This is a genomic window from Pseudomonas sp. MYb118 (assembly GCF_040947875.1).
In the GTDB taxonomy this organism is placed as follows: Bacteria; Pseudomonadota; Gammaproteobacteria; order Pseudomonadales; family Pseudomonadaceae; genus Aquipseudomonas.
The window spans coordinates 864,559-879,680 of sequence record NZ_JBFRXN010000001.1 but is presented as its reverse complement, the minus strand read 5'-3'; the positions used below and the strand labels follow the sequence as shown (position 1 = coordinate 879,680).

Annotated in this window: 15 protein-coding genes and 1 pseudogene; 6 read left to right on the top strand and 10 right to left on the bottom strand. The window is 62.6% G+C overall.

All coding sequences use genetic code 11. From position 1 onward, the window contains the following. Nucleotides 1-44: 44 nt before the first annotated feature. The 3 genes from metE to ABVN20_RS04125 all read right to left on the bottom strand — a co-directional run bounded on the left by metE (nucleotide 45) and on the right by ABVN20_RS04125 (nucleotide 4,717). Nucleotides 45-2,333 carry a 5-methyltetrahydropteroyltriglutamate--homocysteine S-methyltransferase gene (gene metE / locus ABVN20_RS04135; protein ID WP_368554225.1) on the bottom strand — a complete coding sequence of 763 codons (2,289 nt, stop codon included), beginning with the start codon at nucleotides 2,331-2,333 and terminating at the stop codon, nucleotides 45-47. A 216-nt stretch (nucleotides 2,334-2,549) separates the two neighbouring features. Further along, entirely contained in the window at nucleotides 2,550-3,590 is a 1,041-nt protein-coding gene (locus ABVN20_RS04130; protein WP_368554224.1) for a GGDEF domain-containing protein, read from the bottom strand. A gap of 107 nt (nucleotides 3,591-3,697) precedes the next feature. Next, the gene (locus ABVN20_RS04125) at nucleotides 3,698-4,717 is read right to left on the bottom strand and encodes an ABC transporter substrate-binding protein (RefSeq protein ID WP_368554223.1); all 1,020 of its coding nucleotides are present in this window, start codon (nucleotides 4,715-4,717) and stop codon (nucleotides 3,698-3,700) included. 258 nt (nucleotides 4,718-4,975) lie between these two features. On the opposite strand from ABVN20_RS04125, the gene ABVN20_RS04120 reads away from it, so the two are divergent. Beyond that, a complete protein-coding gene (locus ABVN20_RS04120; RefSeq protein WP_368554222.1) occupies nucleotides 4,976-5,281 on the top strand; it encodes a hypothetical protein in 306 nt (101 codons plus the stop codon). Here ABVN20_RS04120 and ABVN20_RS04115 read toward each other — a convergent pair. Continuing rightward, nucleotides 5,265-6,539 carry a glucarate dehydratase family protein gene (locus tag ABVN20_RS04115; RefSeq protein ID WP_368554221.1) on the bottom strand — a complete coding sequence of 425 codons (1,275 nt, stop codon included), beginning with the start codon at nucleotides 6,537-6,539 and terminating at the stop codon, nucleotides 5,265-5,267. The two genes, ABVN20_RS04120 and ABVN20_RS04115, sit on opposite strands and share 17 nt — an antisense overlap. After that, nucleotides 6,536-7,873, bottom strand: coding sequence for an MFS transporter (locus tag ABVN20_RS04110; RefSeq protein ID WP_368554220.1), 1,338 nt, complete (start codon nucleotides 7,871-7,873; stop codon nucleotides 6,536-6,538). Before ABVN20_RS04110 ends, ABVN20_RS04115 begins: the two co-directional genes overlap by 4 nt. A 106-nt stretch (nucleotides 7,874-7,979) precedes the next feature. Between ABVN20_RS04110 and ABVN20_RS04105 the strand changes: the two genes are divergently transcribed. Beyond that, nucleotides 7,980-8,882 (top strand): LysR substrate-binding domain-containing protein, encoded by a 903-nt coding sequence (locus ABVN20_RS04105; RefSeq protein WP_368554219.1) that lies wholly within the window; start codon nucleotides 7,980-7,982, stop codon nucleotides 8,880-8,882. A gap of 131 nt (nucleotides 8,883-9,013) precedes the next feature. Here ABVN20_RS04105 and ABVN20_RS04100 read toward each other — a convergent pair whose 3' ends face one another. Next, on the bottom strand, nucleotides 9,014-9,574 hold the full coding sequence (locus ABVN20_RS04100; RefSeq protein WP_368554218.1) for a MarR family winged helix-turn-helix transcriptional regulator: 561 nt from the start codon (nucleotides 9,572-9,574) through the stop codon (nucleotides 9,014-9,016). A 127-nt stretch (nucleotides 9,575-9,701) separates the two neighbouring features. Here ABVN20_RS04100 and ABVN20_RS04095 point away from each other — a divergent pair, with 127 nt between their 5' ends. From ABVN20_RS04095 to ABVN20_RS04085, 3 genes are read left to right on the top strand one after another with little or no spacing between them, the layout of a single operon-like run. Then, nucleotides 9,702-10,442, top strand: coding sequence for a hypothetical protein (locus tag ABVN20_RS04095; RefSeq protein WP_368554217.1), 741 nt, complete (start codon nucleotides 9,702-9,704; stop codon nucleotides 10,440-10,442). After that, on the top strand, nucleotides 10,442-10,702 hold the full coding sequence (locus ABVN20_RS04090; protein WP_368554216.1) for a DUF2024 family protein: 261 nt from the start codon (nucleotides 10,442-10,444) through the stop codon (nucleotides 10,700-10,702). Before ABVN20_RS04095 ends, ABVN20_RS04090 begins: the two co-directional genes overlap by 1 nt. A 4-nt stretch (nucleotides 10,703-10,706) precedes the next feature. After that, nucleotides 10,707-10,985 (top strand): Rho-binding antiterminator, encoded by a 279-nt coding sequence (locus ABVN20_RS04085; protein WP_368554215.1) that lies wholly within the window; start codon nucleotides 10,707-10,709, stop codon nucleotides 10,983-10,985. 17 nt (nucleotides 10,986-11,002) lie between these two features. Here the strand turns inward: ABVN20_RS04085 and ABVN20_RS04080 are convergent, their stop codons facing one another. Then, nucleotides 11,003-12,019: a succinylglutamate desuccinylase/aspartoacylase family protein gene (locus ABVN20_RS04080; protein WP_368554214.1), complete on the bottom strand. Its 1,017-nt coding sequence runs from the start codon at nucleotides 12,017-12,019 to the stop codon at nucleotides 11,003-11,005. On the opposite strand from ABVN20_RS04080, the pseudogene ABVN20_RS04075 reads away from it, so the two are divergent. Then, nucleotides 12,001-12,663 (top strand): annotated as a pseudogene (locus ABVN20_RS04075) (TetR/AcrR family transcriptional regulator); the annotation flags it as partial. The gene ABVN20_RS04080 and the pseudogene ABVN20_RS04075 sit on opposite strands and share 19 nt — an antisense overlap. On the opposite strand, the gene ABVN20_RS04070 reads toward ABVN20_RS04075, so the two are convergent. The 3 genes from ABVN20_RS04070 to ABVN20_RS04060 are packed head-to-tail and all read right to left on the bottom strand — an operon-like array spanning nucleotide 12,619 to nucleotide 15,034. Continuing rightward, nucleotides 12,619-13,626 carry a DMT family transporter gene (locus ABVN20_RS04070; RefSeq protein ID WP_368554213.1) on the bottom strand — a complete coding sequence of 336 codons (1,008 nt, stop codon included), beginning with the start codon at nucleotides 13,624-13,626 and terminating at the stop codon, nucleotides 12,619-12,621. The pseudogene ABVN20_RS04075 and the gene ABVN20_RS04070 sit on opposite strands and share 45 nt — an antisense overlap. Further along, complete coding sequence (locus ABVN20_RS04065; RefSeq protein WP_368554212.1) at nucleotides 13,626-14,324, bottom strand: ABC transporter permease; 699 nt, start codon at nucleotides 14,322-14,324, stop codon at nucleotides 13,626-13,628. The genes ABVN20_RS04070 and ABVN20_RS04065 overlap by 1 nt, the downstream gene beginning before the upstream one ends. A 5-nt stretch (nucleotides 14,325-14,329) precedes the next feature. Then, nucleotides 14,330-15,034, bottom strand: a complete 705-nt coding sequence (locus ABVN20_RS04060) for an ABC transporter permease (RefSeq protein WP_368554211.1) — start codon at nucleotides 15,032-15,034, stop codon at nucleotides 14,330-14,332. Nucleotides 15,035-15,122 lie beyond the last annotated feature (88 nt).

Sequence of the window (15,122 nt, the reverse complement as noted above, 5' to 3'; positions counted from 1 at the left end):
CGCAAACACACAGACGTGTTCCCGCCGGGCTTTGCGTTGGTGTATCAGGCCAGCTCTTTACGCAGTTGGCGCGCCGCCGCGACCATGTGCACCAGCGCCGCTTCGGTTTCCGCCCAGCCGCGGGTTTTCAGACCGCAGTCAGGGTTGACCCACAGGCGCTCGGCGGGAATGCGCCGGGCGGCCTTGCGCAGCAGGTTGGCCATTTCCGTGGCATCCGGCACCCGTGGCGAATGGATGTCGTAGACGCCCGGGCCGATGTCGTTCGGGTAGTCGAAGGCTTCGAAGGCGTCAAGCAGCTCCATGTCCGAGCGCGAGGTTTCGATGGTGATCACATCGGCGTCCATGGCCGCAATGGACTGGATCACGTCGTTGAACTCGCTGTAGCACATGTGGGTGTGGATCTGCGTTTCGTCGCGCACACCGCTGGCGGTCAGGCGGAAGGCCTCCACGGCCCAGTCCAGGTAGTCCTGCCATTGCGCACGGCGCAGCGGCAAGCCTTCGCGGAAAGCGGCCTCGTCGATCTGCACGACCTTGATGCCCGCCGCTTCCAGGTCCACCACTTCGTCACGCAGGGCCAGGGCCAGTTGCTGCGCCTGGACCTTGCGCGACACGTCTTCACGCGGGAACGACCACATCAGCATGGTCACAGGGCCGGTCAGCATGCCTTTCATGACCTTGCCGGTCAGGCCCTGGGCGTAGCGGATCCACTCCACGGTCATGGCCTGCGGACGGCTCAGGTCACCGAAAATAACCGCCGGCTTGACGCAGCGCGAGCCGTAGCTCTGCACCCAGCCGAAGCGGGTGAACACGTAGCCGTCGAGCTGCTCGGCGAAGTATTCGACCATGTCGTTGCGCTCGGCCTCACCGTGCACCAACACGTCCAGCCCCAGGCGTTCCTGCACCTGCACCGCATGGCGGATTTCGCTGTGCATGGCTTCGGTGTATTCGGCGGCGCTCAGCTTGCCCTGCTTGAACGATTGACGCGCCAGACGGATCGCCGAGGTTTGCGGGAACGAACCGATGGTGGTGGTCGGAAACAGCGGCAGGTTCAGGCGCACGCGTTGCTTGCCGATACGGCCATTGAAGGACGAGTGCCGCTGGCTGTCACTGGCGGTGATGGCCGCCACCCGAGCCTGCACGGCGGGCTTGTGGATACGCGGCGAAGCGGCGCGGCTGGCCTGGACCGAGCGGCTGTTGGTCAGCGCGCGCAGCACCTGCGGAGCCTCTGGCTCGTTGACCGCCTGGGCCAGCACCGCCACTTCTTCACACTTCTGTACGGCGAATGCCAGCCAGCTTTTCAGTTCGGCATCGAGCTGGTCTTCACGGGACAGGTCCACCGGGCTGTGCAGCAGCGAGCAGGACGGCGCGACCCACAGGCGGTCACCGAGGCGCTCGTTGGCGTGTTGCAAAGTGGCCAGGGCCTGTTCCAGGTCGCAGCGCCAGACGTTGCGGCCGTTGACCACGCCCAGCGACAGCACTTTGTAGGCCGGCAGGCGGTCGAGGATGGTCGGGTATTGCTCCGGCGCACGAACCAGGTCGATGTGCAGGCCATCGACCGGCAGGTTGGCCGCCAGGCCGAGGTTCTCTTCCAGGCCGCCAAAGTAGGTGGCCAGCAGTTTTTTCAGCGGGTCACGCTGGATCAGGTTGTAAGCGCGTTCGAAAGCGTTTTTCCATTCCTGTGGCAGGTCGAGCACCAGGATCGGCTCGTCGATCTGCACCCACTCCACGCCTTGCGCCGCCAGGCGCTGGAAGATCTGCCCGTACAACGGCAGCAGACGATCGAGCAGGTCGAGCTTGTCGAAATCGCCACCCTTGGTCTTGCCCAGCCACAGGTACGTCAGCGGGCCGATCACCACCGGCTTGACGGCGTGACCGAGGGCGCGGGCCTCTTCGACTTCTTCGAACAGCTGTTCCCAGCCGAGCTGGAATTGTTGATCGGCAGTGAATTCCGGGACCAGATAGTGGTAGTTAGTGTCGAACCACTTGGTCATTTCCTGGGCATGCGCCCCGCCACAGCAACTGTCGCTGACGCCACGCGCCATGGCGAACAGGGTTTGCAGGGACGCCTGGCCATTGGCTGGACGGAAACGCTCGGGGATCACACCGAACATCAGCGAATGGGTGAGGACCTGGTCGTACCAGGCAAAATCGCCCACCGGCAGCAGCTCGATGCCAGCGTTTTTCTGCAACGCCCAATGGCTCTTGCGCAGCTCACGGCCGACGGCGCGCAGGCCTTCTTCGCTCAGCTCTCCCTTCCAGAAGGCTTCCTGTGCTTTCTTCAATTCGCGATCGCGGCCAATGCGCGGAAATCCAAGGGAATGGGCCAAAGCCATGACAACTAACTCCAATGTGGTTGATGGGCACATTGTCGGTAGTTGGCAGGTGGTGAGACAAACTCATTTTAATCTTGATGATCACGAGATTTTCTCATGATCATTGCTACTGTAGGAGCGAGCTTGCTCGCGATTGCGGTGTGTCAGCGGGAATTTATTTGTCTGACACACCGCCATCGCGAGCAAGCTCGCTCCTACAGAGGGGCGGCGCGATCTTCAGCAATGCACCCGATTACGCCCCGTGCGCTTGGCCTGGTACAGGGCATCGTCGGCGCGGGTCAGCAGGTTGTCCGGTTGTTCGCCGGGATGCGCGAAAGCCACACCGAAGGATGCGGTGATGGTGTCGAGCACCTTGCCGTCGCCACGGGCCTTGATCCGCAGCGACTGCACTTTCATGCGCAGTTGCTCGGCGAACACCACGGCGCTTTCCAGATCCGCGCAGTGTTCCAGGATCACGCAGAATTCTTCGCCACCGTAACGCGCCGCCGTAGCGTGGGCCGGCAGCGCGCCGCGCAGCACCTGGGCGACGTGCTTGAGCACGCGGTCACCCAACGGGTGGCCGTACTGGTCGTTGAATTGCTTGAAGTGGTCGATATCGAGCATGACCAGCGCCACGCCCTGGGCGCGGTTGCCCAGCGCCTGTTCCAGCAGGCGTGTGAACGCGCTGCGGTTGAGCAGTTCGGTCAGGCCATCGAGGGTGGCGGCCAGTTGCGCGCGTTCGAGCTTGCTGCGCAGGCTCTTGATTTCGTTCTGCGCCGAACTCAGTTGCGACAGGAAGCGCTCCTGCTGAGTCTGCATGAGCTGGGTGCTGTGTTGCAGTTCGCTGAGGATGTCGGGCAGGCGCTCGTTGGCCGGCGCCTCGAGCATTTCGATACAACGCCCCAGGCTGCTCTGAAAATCCAGGCTGCCCTCGACGCTGCGGGACACGTCGCGGTGCATGTCGTCCACCAGGTTGATCGCCTGCTGCTGACCGGCGCGCGCTTCTTCCAGCTCGTCGCGAATGATGTAGTCGCGAAAAAGGCGCGTGGCGGACTCCGGCGGGAAGCCGTCGAAGTCCCTGACCACGCGATCCAGGTGACGATTGAGTTCGCTGTCCTCGCCCTTGCTGTAGGTGTACCACAGCGCGTAATGCACCGGGTTGGGCGCGATGTTGTGCTTGACCATCAGGGGGACAGCTTGTTTGAGCAGAGCCGCGGCCTCGCGGGAGTCTTCCGGGTACAGCGCAAGCGCAGTCGCACGCGTCTCTATCTGGCTCATGTCGTCACTTTGTTGTTAATGATTGGCAAATGCAAAACCTGCCGAGCATAAACGCACGCGTGGCAAACAGCCATCCCTCTTCGGTGGTAGTGATCAAATCTGGCGTATCAGCTGCCTGCACCGCTGTGGGCTTCTTCGAAGAAGTAGTCCTTCCAGCTGTCCGCCTTGTTTTTCAGCACGCCCAGTTCCTGCAATTTATCGGCGTAGATCGCCGTGCGTTGCGGCACCACGGTGAAGTCGATTTCCGGGTCGTTGACGATCTTCTCCACCAGCTCCAGCGGCAGCTTGGACTGCTCGACGCGGATGTAGGTCTTGGCAGCGGCGGCCTTGTCGGCCTTGATAATTTTCTCCGCTTCAGCCAGGGCGTCGTAGAACGCCTTGTAGGTCTTGGGGTTTTCGTCGTGGAATTTCTCGGTGGTGTACAGCACGTTGAACGTCGCCTGACCGCCCAACACGTCGTAGGAACTCAGCACCTTGTGCACATTGGGGTTCTGCAACTCCTGGTACTGGAACGGCGGGCTGGAAAAGTGCGCGTTGATTTCTGAGCCACCGGCAATCAGCGCGGACGTCGCATCGGGGTGCGCCAGGCTGATGGAGATGTCGTCAAATTTCTTGTAGTGCTCGCTGCCGAATTGCTTGGCGGTTTCGATCTGCAGGGTGCGCGACTGGAACCCTACCCCGGCGGCCGGCACGGCAATGCGGTCCTTGTCGGAGAAGTCCTTGAGGGTCTTGACGTTGGGGTTGTTGGTCAGCAGGTAGTTGGGCATCGAGCCCAGCGAAGCGATCGCCTTGACGTTCTGCTTGCCCTTGGTGCGGTCCCAGATGGTCAGCATCGGCGGCACGCCCGCCGAGACCACGTCCAGGGCGCCGGCGAGCAGCGCTTCGTTCATGGCCGTGGCCCCGGAGATGCTGTTCCAGTCGACCTTGATGTCCAGGCCCTGCTCCTTGCCGTGCTTCTCGATCAGTTGCTGGTCGCGCACCACGTCGAGGATCAGGTAGCCGATACCGAATTGCTGGGCGATGCTGATCTTGCCTTCGGCCTGGGCACCGGGGCTGAGCAGCGCGCTGGCTGCGGCCAGGGAGGCTGCCAACAGGGTCAATGCGGAACGCTTGTAGGGAGTTGCCATGAGATACTCGCTGTGAACGGGGGATGATGGCCGGATGACTGCAAAGGCCTGTTCACAGGGATAGTGCACGAAATGCGTTATACAAAATAATTCTTAATTATTATTTGGTTATTATTAATTGGAATATAATTCCCCTGTAGGAGCCAGCTTGCTCGCGATGGCGGAGTGTCATTCGACATTGATGTGGTCTGACACGACGCCATCGCGAGCAAGCTCGCTCCTACAGGGGAACGGGGGAACGGGGGAACGGGGAAATTTATGTCACTTGGCACCCGCGAGATTTACCAGCTTCTGCGCGATGCGGCGCTTGAGGTTCGTCCGATGCGACCGGTGGGCGAACCCGGCGAAGCCGCGCTGGTGTCCGTCGACATCGAGGGCTGGCACTTGACCCTCGAAGTCGACGGCACACACCTGCGCCACTGCCAGCACTGCCGCAGCCCGGACGGTCGCCAAGCCAGCCACGACCACTGGCAGCGCTACGGCACCGACCCAGTGAGCCTGCTCAGCACCTGGGAACTGGCGCAGATCGAGCGTTTGCTGGCCGGGTTCAGAAGCGTGGCTTGACCGCCTTCCATTCCGGTTTGTAGCGCTGCATCTGTTTCACGTCGTCGCGCTGGCGGATGCCGCAGGTCAGGTACTGGTCGTGCAGCTTGCCCAGTTGATCGTGGTCCAGTTCCAGGCCCAGGCCCGGCGCGCGAGTGATTTTCACGCAGCCATCGACGATCGGCAGTTTGCCGCCCTTGATCACTTCCTCATCCGGTTCCTGCCACGGGTAGTGGGTGTCGCAGGCGTAATCCAGGTTCGGCACCGACGCGGCCACGTGGGCCATCGCCATCAGGCTGATGCCGAGGTGCGAGTTGGAATGCATCGACACGCCAAGTCCGAAGGTCTCGCACATTTTCGCCAGCACCTGGGTGTCGCGCAGGCCGCCCCAGTAGTGGTGGTCGGCGAGGACGATCTGCACGCTGTTCAAGGCAACGCTGCGGCGAAACTCGTCGAAATCGGTGACTACCATGTTGGTCGCCAGCGGCAGGCCGGTGCGTTTGTGCAGCTCGGCCATGCCATCGAGGCCGGGGGTCGGGTCTTCGTAATATTGCAGGTCGTCGCCGAGCAGTTCGGCCATGCGGATCGAGGTTTCCAGTGACCAGTTGCCATTCGGGTCGATGCGCAGCGGGTAGCCGGGGAAGGCTTTTTTCAGCGCCTTGATGCACGACACTTCATGCTCGGGCGGCAGCGTACCGGCCTTGAGCTTGATGCTCTTGAAGCCATAGGCCTCGATCATCCGCCGGGCCTGGGCGACGATCTGCTCTTCGCTCAGCGCCTCGCCCCAGTTGTCCGGTTTGTACGGCGAATTCACGTGCTCGGCGTATTTGAAGAACAGGTAGGCGCTGAACGGAATCTCATCACGAACCGCCCCACCGAGCATGTCCACCAGGGGCACGTTCAACGAACGCGCCTGCAAGTCGAGGAACGCCACCTCGAACGCCGAGTAGGCGTTGCTCACCGCCTTGCTGGCGTGGGAACCCGGTGCCAGCTCGGCGCCGGCCAGGCTCGCCGGTTTGTTCGCCGCCACGGTGGCCTGGACGATGCGCCGCAGCGCATTGAGGTTGAACGGGTCGAGGCCGATCAGCTGCGTCTGCAATTGTTGCTGGATCGCCAGCGCCGGGGCGTCGCCGTAACTCTCCCCCAGGCCGATGTAGCCATTGTCGCTCTCGATCTCGATGATCGAACGCAGGGCGAAGGGTTCGTGAATCCCGCTGGCATTGAGCAGTGGCGGATCACGGAAGGCAATCGGCGTGACGGTTACGCGGGTGATTTTCAAGAGGCTGCTCCCTTTGGTTCGGGTTTCAAGGCGGAGTGACGAAAAGCGGTTTGCGGCGAGGTGCGGGCAAAGAAGATCACCACGGCGGCCAGCAGCGACGTGGCAGCCAGGCCGTAGAGGCCACCTTCGATGGAGCCGGTTTTCTGTTCGAGGAAACCAAACGTTGCCGGGGCGACGAAGCCGCCGAGGTTGCCGATGGAATTGATCAGGGCGATCACCGCGGCAGCGATGCGCGCATCCAGGTAACCCTGGGGAATCGGCCAGAACAGCGCCGAGGCCGCCTTGAAGCCGATCGCGGCAAAACAGATGGCGACGAAGGCGAACACCGGCCCGCCGGTGGTGGACACGAACATGCCGGTGGCGGCGATCACCAGGGTCAGTGCGACCCAGGCCTGCTGGTGTTTCCACTTGGCCGCCATGGCTGCGAAGCCATACATCGCGACGATGGAGATGATCCACGGAATGGAGTTGAACAGGCCGACCTGGAAGTCACCGAGGTTGCCCATTTTCTTGATCATGCTCGGCAGCCAGAAGGTGGCGCCGTAGATGGTCAGGGCAATGGAGAAGTAGATGAAGCAGAACAGCGCGATCTGCCGGTCCGCCAGCAGCTTGAACATCGACGGCTTGACCGTCTGGGTCGCTTCGCGGGCCTTCTGTTCCAGGGCGATGGCGTCGATCAGCGCGTCCTTTTCTTCAGCGCTCAGCCAGTTGGCCTGACGCGGATGGGACTGCAACCAGAACCAGACGAACCCGCAGAGCACGATCGAGGCAAAGCCTTCGATCAGGAACATCCACTGCCAGCCGTGCAGGCTCAGCCCGCTGACGTGCAGCAAGGCGCCGGAGACCGGCCCGGAAATCACCGAGGCAATGGCCGAACCGCTGAGGAAGATCGCCATGGCCTTGCCGCGTTCGGTGGCCGGCAGCCATTGGGTGAAGTAGTAAATGATGCCGGGGAAGAACCCCGCCTCGGCCGCGCCGAGAATGAAGCGCAGCACGTAGAAGCTGGTTTCGCCCCTGACGAACGCCATGGCCATGGCCGCTGCGCCCCAGGTGAACATGATGCGGGTCAGCCAGGCGCGGGCGCCGTAACGCTGCAGCAGCATGTTGGAAGGCACTTCGAAAATGGCGTAGCCGATGAAGAACAGGCCGGCACCCAGGCCGTAGGCCGCAGCGCCTATACCGAGGTCGGTTTCCAGGTGACTGCGCACGAAACCGATGTTGACCCGGTCGATGTAGTTGACGATGAACATGATCACGAACAGCGGCAGCACGTGACGTTTCACCTTGGCCGCCGCGCTGGCGAGCGCGTCCTGGCCTGGCTTGAGGGTATTCAAGGGGCGACTCCCGTTCATTGTTTTTTTAGGGACGGTTCGATCATGGACGCCGACATTGATCCCGTCTAATCTAACTTGGCACTTGATTGATACCTGGATTAGATCAATGTTCGAACTGACCCAACTGCGCTGCTTCACCACAGTGGCCACCGAACTCAACTTCCGCCGCGCCGCCGAACGGTTGAACATGACCCAGCCGCCGCTGAGCCGGCAGATCCAGTTGCTGGAGCATCACCTGGGCGTCGAGCTGTTCACCCGCAGCACCCGCAGCGTGGCGCTGACCGCCGCCGGCCGGGCGTTTTTCATCGAAGCGCAGAACCTTCTGGAGCGCGCGCAACAGGCCGCCATCACCGCCCGCCGCTTCGCCGAGGGTGACATCGGTTCGGTGAACATCAGTTTCGTCGGCAGTGCCGTCTACGAGTTCTTGCCCAAGGTGATCGCCGAGGCCCGGCTCAAGCAGCCCCAGGTGAAAATCGACCTGACGGAAATGAACACTTACCAGCAGCACGAGGCCCTGCGCGCCTGGCGCATTGATCTGGGCATCGTCCGCGCGCCGTTGCTGGAACCCGGTTACGCCACCGAGTGCCTGGTGCGCGAGCCGTTCGTGCTGGCGGTGCCCAGCGAGCATCCCCTGGCCCACGCCGACACGGTGTCGGTCAGCGACCTGGATGGACAGCCGTTTCTCATGTACTCCCACGCCGCCTACCCGCCGTTCAACGAACTGCTGACCGGCATGCTGCGCTCGGCGCGGGTGGCACCGGAATACGTGCAATGGCTGGGGTCGTCGCTGACCATCCTGGCCCTGGTCAACGCCGGCATGGGCCTGGCCCTGGTGCCGCGCTGTGCCAGCAGCGTGGTGTTCAGGAACGTAGTATTTCGCGACATCGACCTGGGCGAAGGGGTGCAGAGCGAGCTGCACCTGATCTGGCGGGAGAACAACGACAACCCGGCGTTTGCCATGTTGCTGGAGGCGATTCGCACGGCGGTGCGGGAGGGTTGGGGGAGTTGATGTACCCCCCCCCTCTTCTTCAACTGTGGGAGCGAGCCTGCTCGCGATGGCGGTTTATCAGACAAACAAATGTTGCCTGACACACCCTCATCGCGAGCAGGCTCGCTCCCACATTTTGATCATTTCACAGGTCAGTTTTCTGTGACTTCGGGCAACGCATGCTCCCGACAAATCAGCTCAGCCTCCAGCGGCTCCAACGGTTCCTGGGTCAGCCCGCAGAACGCCCCCGCTTCGAGCTTCTGGTGAAAACGGCAGGTTCGGCACAAACCGAAGCTCGGTACGTTTTCCCCTTGCTGGATGTTTCTCAGCAACTCCAGCAGCAAGCCCTCCAGATCCTCCGCCCGCGCGCCCATGCGTTGGGCGGCATTCACCAGGAAGTCCGGTGGCATCACCGCGTCCAGCAGCGCCTGGGCCGGCTCGGTCAGCCGCAGGTGCACGCTGCGTTTGTCGCGGGTGTCCTGGGTCTTGACCAGCAGGCCTTTGGTTTCCAGGGCCTTGAGTGATTGCGAGACCGTGCCTTTGGTCAGCCCCAGGTATTCGGTGACCGCCAATGGCGTGTTGGAGTAACGATTGCAGCGCTCCAGGTACATCAGGGCGCTGAGCTGAATCGGCTGCAAGTCCGTCAGTTTCGGGTGTTCGCGGAACCAGACGCGGGTCAGGCTGGAAAGCCTTTCCAACAGATCGAAGAGCACGGGCAGTTCCTGATCAAGGGTGTCGATAAATAGTATCGGATAAAAACCATATTGACAAAGCCAGACTTTGCCGTAGGATTTTATGTGTCGATTCGAAACTACTTAACTCATTGAACTGGAGGCAATCATGAAAACCGCACTGGCACTGACCCTCGGTACCCTGCTCGCTTCACAAGCCTGGGCCCATGGCCCGGAAGGCATCCACAGCGACAAGAGCAAAACCGACGCCGCGTTCGATCTGGTCCATACCCGCGTCTTCAAGCAAGGCAACGACCTGGTGTTCGAGCAACTGGTCGACGGCAAGGCCGGCAGCCGGGTGCCATCGGCCAAGGGGTCGTTCGCCGGTGCCGAGGTCTACAGCTATGTCTGGCCGACCAGCCTGGACAGTTCGGCGGTGGGCTTCGAAGCCAAATCGGGCATCCTCGCCCTGGCCCTGACCTCGCACCCGGACTTCGATGACACCCCGCAACTGGACGAAAACAACGACGGCAAGAAGGACAACGACGGCGGCCTCTGGCATTCCCACTGGGTGGTCCTGACCAAGGACGAAAGCTGCGGGCCTGGCGGCCTGAAAGTGCGCGACATCCCCAAGGACGCCAAGCCGAAGCTGCCAGCGACCTGGCCCGGCGCGCCGATCTACATCGACTCCCCCGGCTATCAGCTGAGCGTGGCGGGCAACGCCGCACAGATTCGCGTACCGCTGGCCGCCGTGGGCTTCCCGCAAAGCTTCAACTATGACGGCGTCACCGCTGCACTGAAGGTCAACGCCGACCTGCACAACCCGCTGTTGTGCGTCAGCAGCGTCTACGACATCGCCTCGGGTGACTTGTCCCTGCCCGGCACCTGGAAATTGAAGGAGAGCAAATGATGAGCATCAAAGTATTCGACACCCACGTGCGCACCAAAGACGGCCGTTATCTACACTTCGATGTCTTGATCGAGAGTAACGACAGCGAACTGGCGAAAACCTACGCCCGTCAGTTTCTGGACGAGCAAGGGGTTCAGGACGAAGACATTTCCCTGAACGAATGCCGGTTCTGCCACGTAGAACCGTCCAACCCCGTCGTCGCTGAATCCATCAGCAAGCGCGGGCACCACATCATCAAACTGCAAGGTTGCCGGGAGTAACGCCATGAACGTGTATCAGCCCCTGGATTGTGATCTGCACGACTACCTGGAAATCGCCTGCCTGCGCGGCTACCAGTTGCACATCGAGTTGATCGACGGCGCCAGCCTCACCGCCAAGGGGCTGACCACGCGTACGTCCAGCGACAAGGAAGAGTTTTTCTGCGTGGAAAACGCCGATGGCCCGCAAGAGATCCGCCTCGACCAATTGCTGGCCATCACCCCGCTGGACGACAACGCGCAATTCGGCCGCGTGGTCCTCCAGGGCGCGGTCTGCTCGTTCTGACCCGAGGGCTCGGCCCCTCAGTTGGGGTCGAGCAATCCTCCGTTCCAGTTACGCGAAACACGGCTGCCGGTGAACTTGGCCACCACCATGCCCTTGGCCACCAGCCGATCGCGATAGCGCGTGACCATCCGTCCGGCCTGCTCGGCGTACAGCACCACTTCGGAAGACGGGTCGCCCGGCCGGCCGAGAATGCGCGCAAAGCGCTGGCCTTCCTCGACGAAATCCCCCAGTGCCTTTTCAAAGATCAGCACGCCCGGTTGCGGCGCCAGCAGCGTCTCCATCTGCCCCATGTCCCTGACCTCGACCGGCCAGTCGGCGAGCGTCGACGGTTCGTCGATGACTCCGCAATAACACAGCCAGGTGTACAGCCCCTGGGCATCCTGCTCGGCAAACACGTCGGCGACATCGCCCTGCCCGCGCAGCTCCAGGGTCGCCGCCATGTGCCGGTCGCTGACGCCGTCGCGCAGCCAGGGGGCGATGACGGTTTCCTCGAAGGAGCCGTCGCCCCCTTCATCCCAGATGATCGCCACGTCCATCTTCATCGCCGCCGCCAGTTCCCGGCCCTGGGTCGCGAAACGGCGGTGCACGTACAGGTAAGGCAAGGCTTCGTCGTCGGTGTGCAGGTCCAGCACCACTTCGGCGCCAGCGGCCAGTTGCACCAGGCTCTTCTGCCAGTGCTGCACGTTGGTCGAAGGCTGGGGCATGGCGGCGGACTGGTCGAACCCACGGTTGAAATTGTGCCCGGTGGCATCGTGAAAACGACCGAGGATGCGCCCCTGGCGGAACTGGCCGATCCCCAGCGGATTGGCCTGCGGCACCACCGTCACCTGGCCAATCAGACGGCCCTGGTCCTGGGCGCTTTGCAGGCGTTGCATCAGCAGGTGCAGCACCAGCATTCCGGCGATTTCATCGGCGTGCACTCCCGCCTGTAGATGCACGACGGGCCCGCGGCCCTGGCCGCTGAAGCGCCAGGCACCGACCCGCACCGGATCGCCGTTATTGTTGTGAACGTCGAATGAAACATCCTGCGCCATTGCACTGCCCTCCCCTGAATATCTGTGAAAACCGTTGCGGCCAACGCTGGCTATTGAACGAACGCTCAACTAAGCTCGGCAACATCGTAACCAAGGATTTCGATGTGACTACCGACTCCCCCAAATACCGTCGCGTTGAACCCGACGAGCGCCGTGAACTACTGGTCGCCGCCACCCTGCGTTGCCTGGCCCGCGATGGCCACGCCGGGATTTCCGTGCGGCGCATCGCCAGCGAGGCCGGGGTGTCCGTCGGCCTGCTCAATCATCATTTCGGCAGCATCGACGCCTTGATCGCCGACACCTACCACAAGCTCGCCAGCGAGCTGACCACGGCCCTGCAGCAGGAAATCCAGCAGGCCGGCACGCCAGCGCAGAAGATGGACACCTTCCTCGTCGGCTCGTTTTCCCCCCGGGTCATGGACCCCAAATTGCTCGGTGTGTGGGTGGTGTTCTGGAGCCTGATCCGCCACTCGGACGACGTCAGCCAGTCCCACGAAAAAAGTTACCGCGCCTACCTCGACCTGCTGCGCACCCTGCTCGATGACCTGGCTGCCGCCGAGGGCTTCGTGATCCACGACACGCGCCTGGCCGCCATCGGCCTATCGGCGATGCTCGACGGACTCTGGCTCGAGTGGTGCCTGAACCCCGACACCTTCAGCCCCGCCAACGGCCTGCACATCAGTCGCTGCTGGGTAAAGGGGCTGCGTCACGGAGCATTCGGCGCCGACGACGTCCTGTGACGGATGCCGGCCGAAGATCATCGCCAGGGTGCCGCTGACCGCAATCAGCCCGGCACCGATAATCAGCGACACATCCATCAGCGTGCCCCACACCAGGCTCGACAGCAGGAACGCCCAGATCAGCCCGGTGTACTCGAACGGCGCCAGCACTGTGGCGGTGGCGCGCTGGAAACTGGCGAACACCAGAAACTGGCCGATGCCGCCCACCAGTCCAGCGCCGATCATCTGCACCCATCCCAGGGTCGGTGTCGGGGTGTGGGCCCAGGGCAAAGCCAGGGTCATGCATACCACGAACACCATGTTGGTGATCAACAGCTGTTCCAGCACCGAGGTCTGCTCATCGACCTGGCGCAACTGGATGTAGGTGAACGCCCAGCACAGCGCCGCCAGCAGGGTCAGCGCGATGGGCAGCGGATCGGCCATCTGGCTCGGGCGGCAGGCGATGATCACGCCGATAAAACCGATCACCAGGCTCAGCCACTGCCAGCCACTGGCCCGTTCCTTGAGGATCAGGGTCGCCAGCACAGTGACGATGATCGGCGCGGAAAAATACAGCGTGGTCATCTCCGCCAGCGTCAGGTCGCGGGCCGCCGTGTAATACAGCACCCACGCCACCAGCGAGAGCAAGCCGCGCACCACCAGCAGGCGCCGGCTTGGCGAGTGCCAGGCGCGCCGCACCATGCGCAGCCGGCCGATCGTCAGGCAGGCGAGCACCACCACCAGGCTGCGCCAGAACAGGATGGTGACCACCGAATAATCGGCCACCAGCCACTTGATGCCGGCGTCCTGCAACGCCAGGAACGCGTACCCCAGCGTGCACAGGCCGATGCCTTGCAACGAGCGGTCGACACGTGCTGGCGTTTGCATCAGGCGGACCTGCGCACGGGTGTGCCGCTGCGCTCGATGAAGCCGAACAGCGCTTCGATCAGGAAGGTCAGGCACACGTACACCCCCGCCACCAGCAACAGCGGTTCGTACACTTGCAGGATTTGCGCGCGCACCACGTTGGCGGCGCCGAGCAGGTCGATCACGGCGATGGTCGAGGCCAGCGCCGTGGACTTGAGCAGCATCACCGTTTCACCGGCGAGCGTTGGCAACAGCAGGCGCATGGCCCGAGGCAGGCGCACGCGCAGCAACGACTGGCGCGCGGTCATGCCGAAGGCCGAGGCCGCTTCCATCTCGCCTTTGGGCACCGCCAGCAGGCCGCCGCGAATCACCTCGCCGACGTAGGCGCCCATCGACAGCACCAGGGCGAAGACGATGTACCAGTAGCCGTCACGCAGGTAGGGCCAGACAAAGCTGCCGCGAATCAGCGGGAACTGCGCGAACAGGCTGCCCAGTCCGTAGTAGAAGATGTAGATCTGGATCAGCAGCGGCGTGCCCCGGAACACGCTGGTGTAGAACAGGCTGGCCCTGGCGATCACCTTGTATCGGGAGATACGCGCCAGTGCCACGAGGATCGCCAGCAGAAAACCGCAGACACTGGACAGCAGCAACAGGCTGACGGTGGTTTGCAGGCCGCGACCCAACAGCTCGGCGTATTCGACTATCCACGCTGGAATCATTTCAATCACTCGACCAAGGGCATCCAGCGACGAATGCGTCGCTCCAGCCGTCCCGACAGGTAGTTGGACACCAGCGTCACCGCGTAATACATAGCGGCGGCCGTGAGGTAGAACAACAGGTAATGGCGTGTCGAACCCGCGCCTTGCTTGGCGGTGTACAACAGCTCGTTGGTGCCGACCACGCTGATCAATGCGCTGTCCTTGATCAGGTTGATCCACAGGTTGGCCATCCCCGCCATGGCATAGGGCGCCATGATCGGCAGCGTGACCCGGCGAAACAGCGCCAGGCCGTGCAGGCCGAAGGCCTTGGCCGCTTCGATCTGGCCGTAGGGAATCGCCTGGATCGCCGCGCGGAAAATCTCCGAGGCGTAGGCGCCCTGCACCAGCCCGAGCACGACGATGGCCGCCAGCGGACCGCTGACATTGACCACGCCATAACCCAGTTCGGCCATCAACGCGTTGATCAGCATGGAGCCGACGTAATACAGCAACAGGATCAACAGCAACTCGGGCACGGCGCGAAACAGGGTGGTGTAGCCGCGCATCAGCGTGGCGATCGGCCGTGGGCCGTTGAGCTTGAGACAGGCCACCACCAGCCCGATCAACAGGCCAAGGACAAAGGCCCCGGCGGAGATCTGCAGGGTCATCCACAACCCCCGCAACAACGCCCCGCCCCAGCCGGTTTCACTGAAACTGATCAACTCGAACATTTCGGTCTCCGCGTCCCCTGATTTGCTCTTTGTGGGAGCGAGCCTGCTCGCGATTGCGGTCCGTCATTCACATCAATGTCGTCTGACA

Excerpts from the sequence above, each read along its gene's own strand:
- metE (WP_368554225.1), bottom strand. The coding sequence starts at position 2,333 with ATGGCTTTGGCCCATTCCCTTGGATTTCCGCGCATTGGCCGCGATCGC.
- ABVN20_RS04130 (WP_368554224.1), bottom strand. The coding sequence starts at position 3,590 with ATGAGCCAGATAGAGACGCGTGCGACTGCGCTTGCGCTGTACCCGGAA.
- ABVN20_RS04125 (WP_368554223.1), bottom strand. The coding sequence starts at position 4,717 with ATGGCAACTCCCTACAAGCGTTCCGCATTGACCCTGTTGGCAGCCTCC.
- ABVN20_RS04120 (WP_368554222.1), top strand. The coding sequence starts at position 4,976 with ATGTCACTTGGCACCCGCGAGATTTACCAGCTTCTGCGCGATGCGGCG.
- ABVN20_RS04105 (WP_368554219.1), top strand. The coding sequence starts at position 7,980 with ATGTTCGAACTGACCCAACTGCGCTGCTTCACCACAGTGGCCACCGAA.
- ABVN20_RS04095 (WP_368554217.1), top strand. The coding sequence starts at position 9,702 with ATGAAAACCGCACTGGCACTGACCCTCGGTACCCTGCTCGCTTCACAA.
- ABVN20_RS04090 (WP_368554216.1), top strand. The coding sequence starts at position 10,442 with ATGAGCATCAAAGTATTCGACACCCACGTGCGCACCAAAGACGGCCGT.
- ABVN20_RS04085 (WP_368554215.1), top strand. The coding sequence starts at position 10,707 with ATGAACGTGTATCAGCCCCTGGATTGTGATCTGCACGACTACCTGGAA.
- ABVN20_RS04080 (WP_368554214.1), bottom strand. The coding sequence starts at position 12,019 with ATGGCGCAGGATGTTTCATTCGACGTTCACAACAATAACGGCGATCCG.
- ABVN20_RS04070 (WP_368554213.1), bottom strand. The coding sequence starts at position 13,626 with ATGCAAACGCCAGCACGTGTCGACCGCTCGTTGCAAGGCATCGGCCTG.
- ABVN20_RS04065 (WP_368554212.1), bottom strand. The coding sequence starts at position 14,324 with ATGATTCCAGCGTGGATAGTCGAATACGCCGAGCTGTTGGGTCGCGGC.
- ABVN20_RS04060 (WP_368554211.1), bottom strand. The coding sequence starts at position 15,034 with ATGTTCGAGTTGATCAGTTTCAGTGAAACCGGCTGGGGCGGGGCGTTG.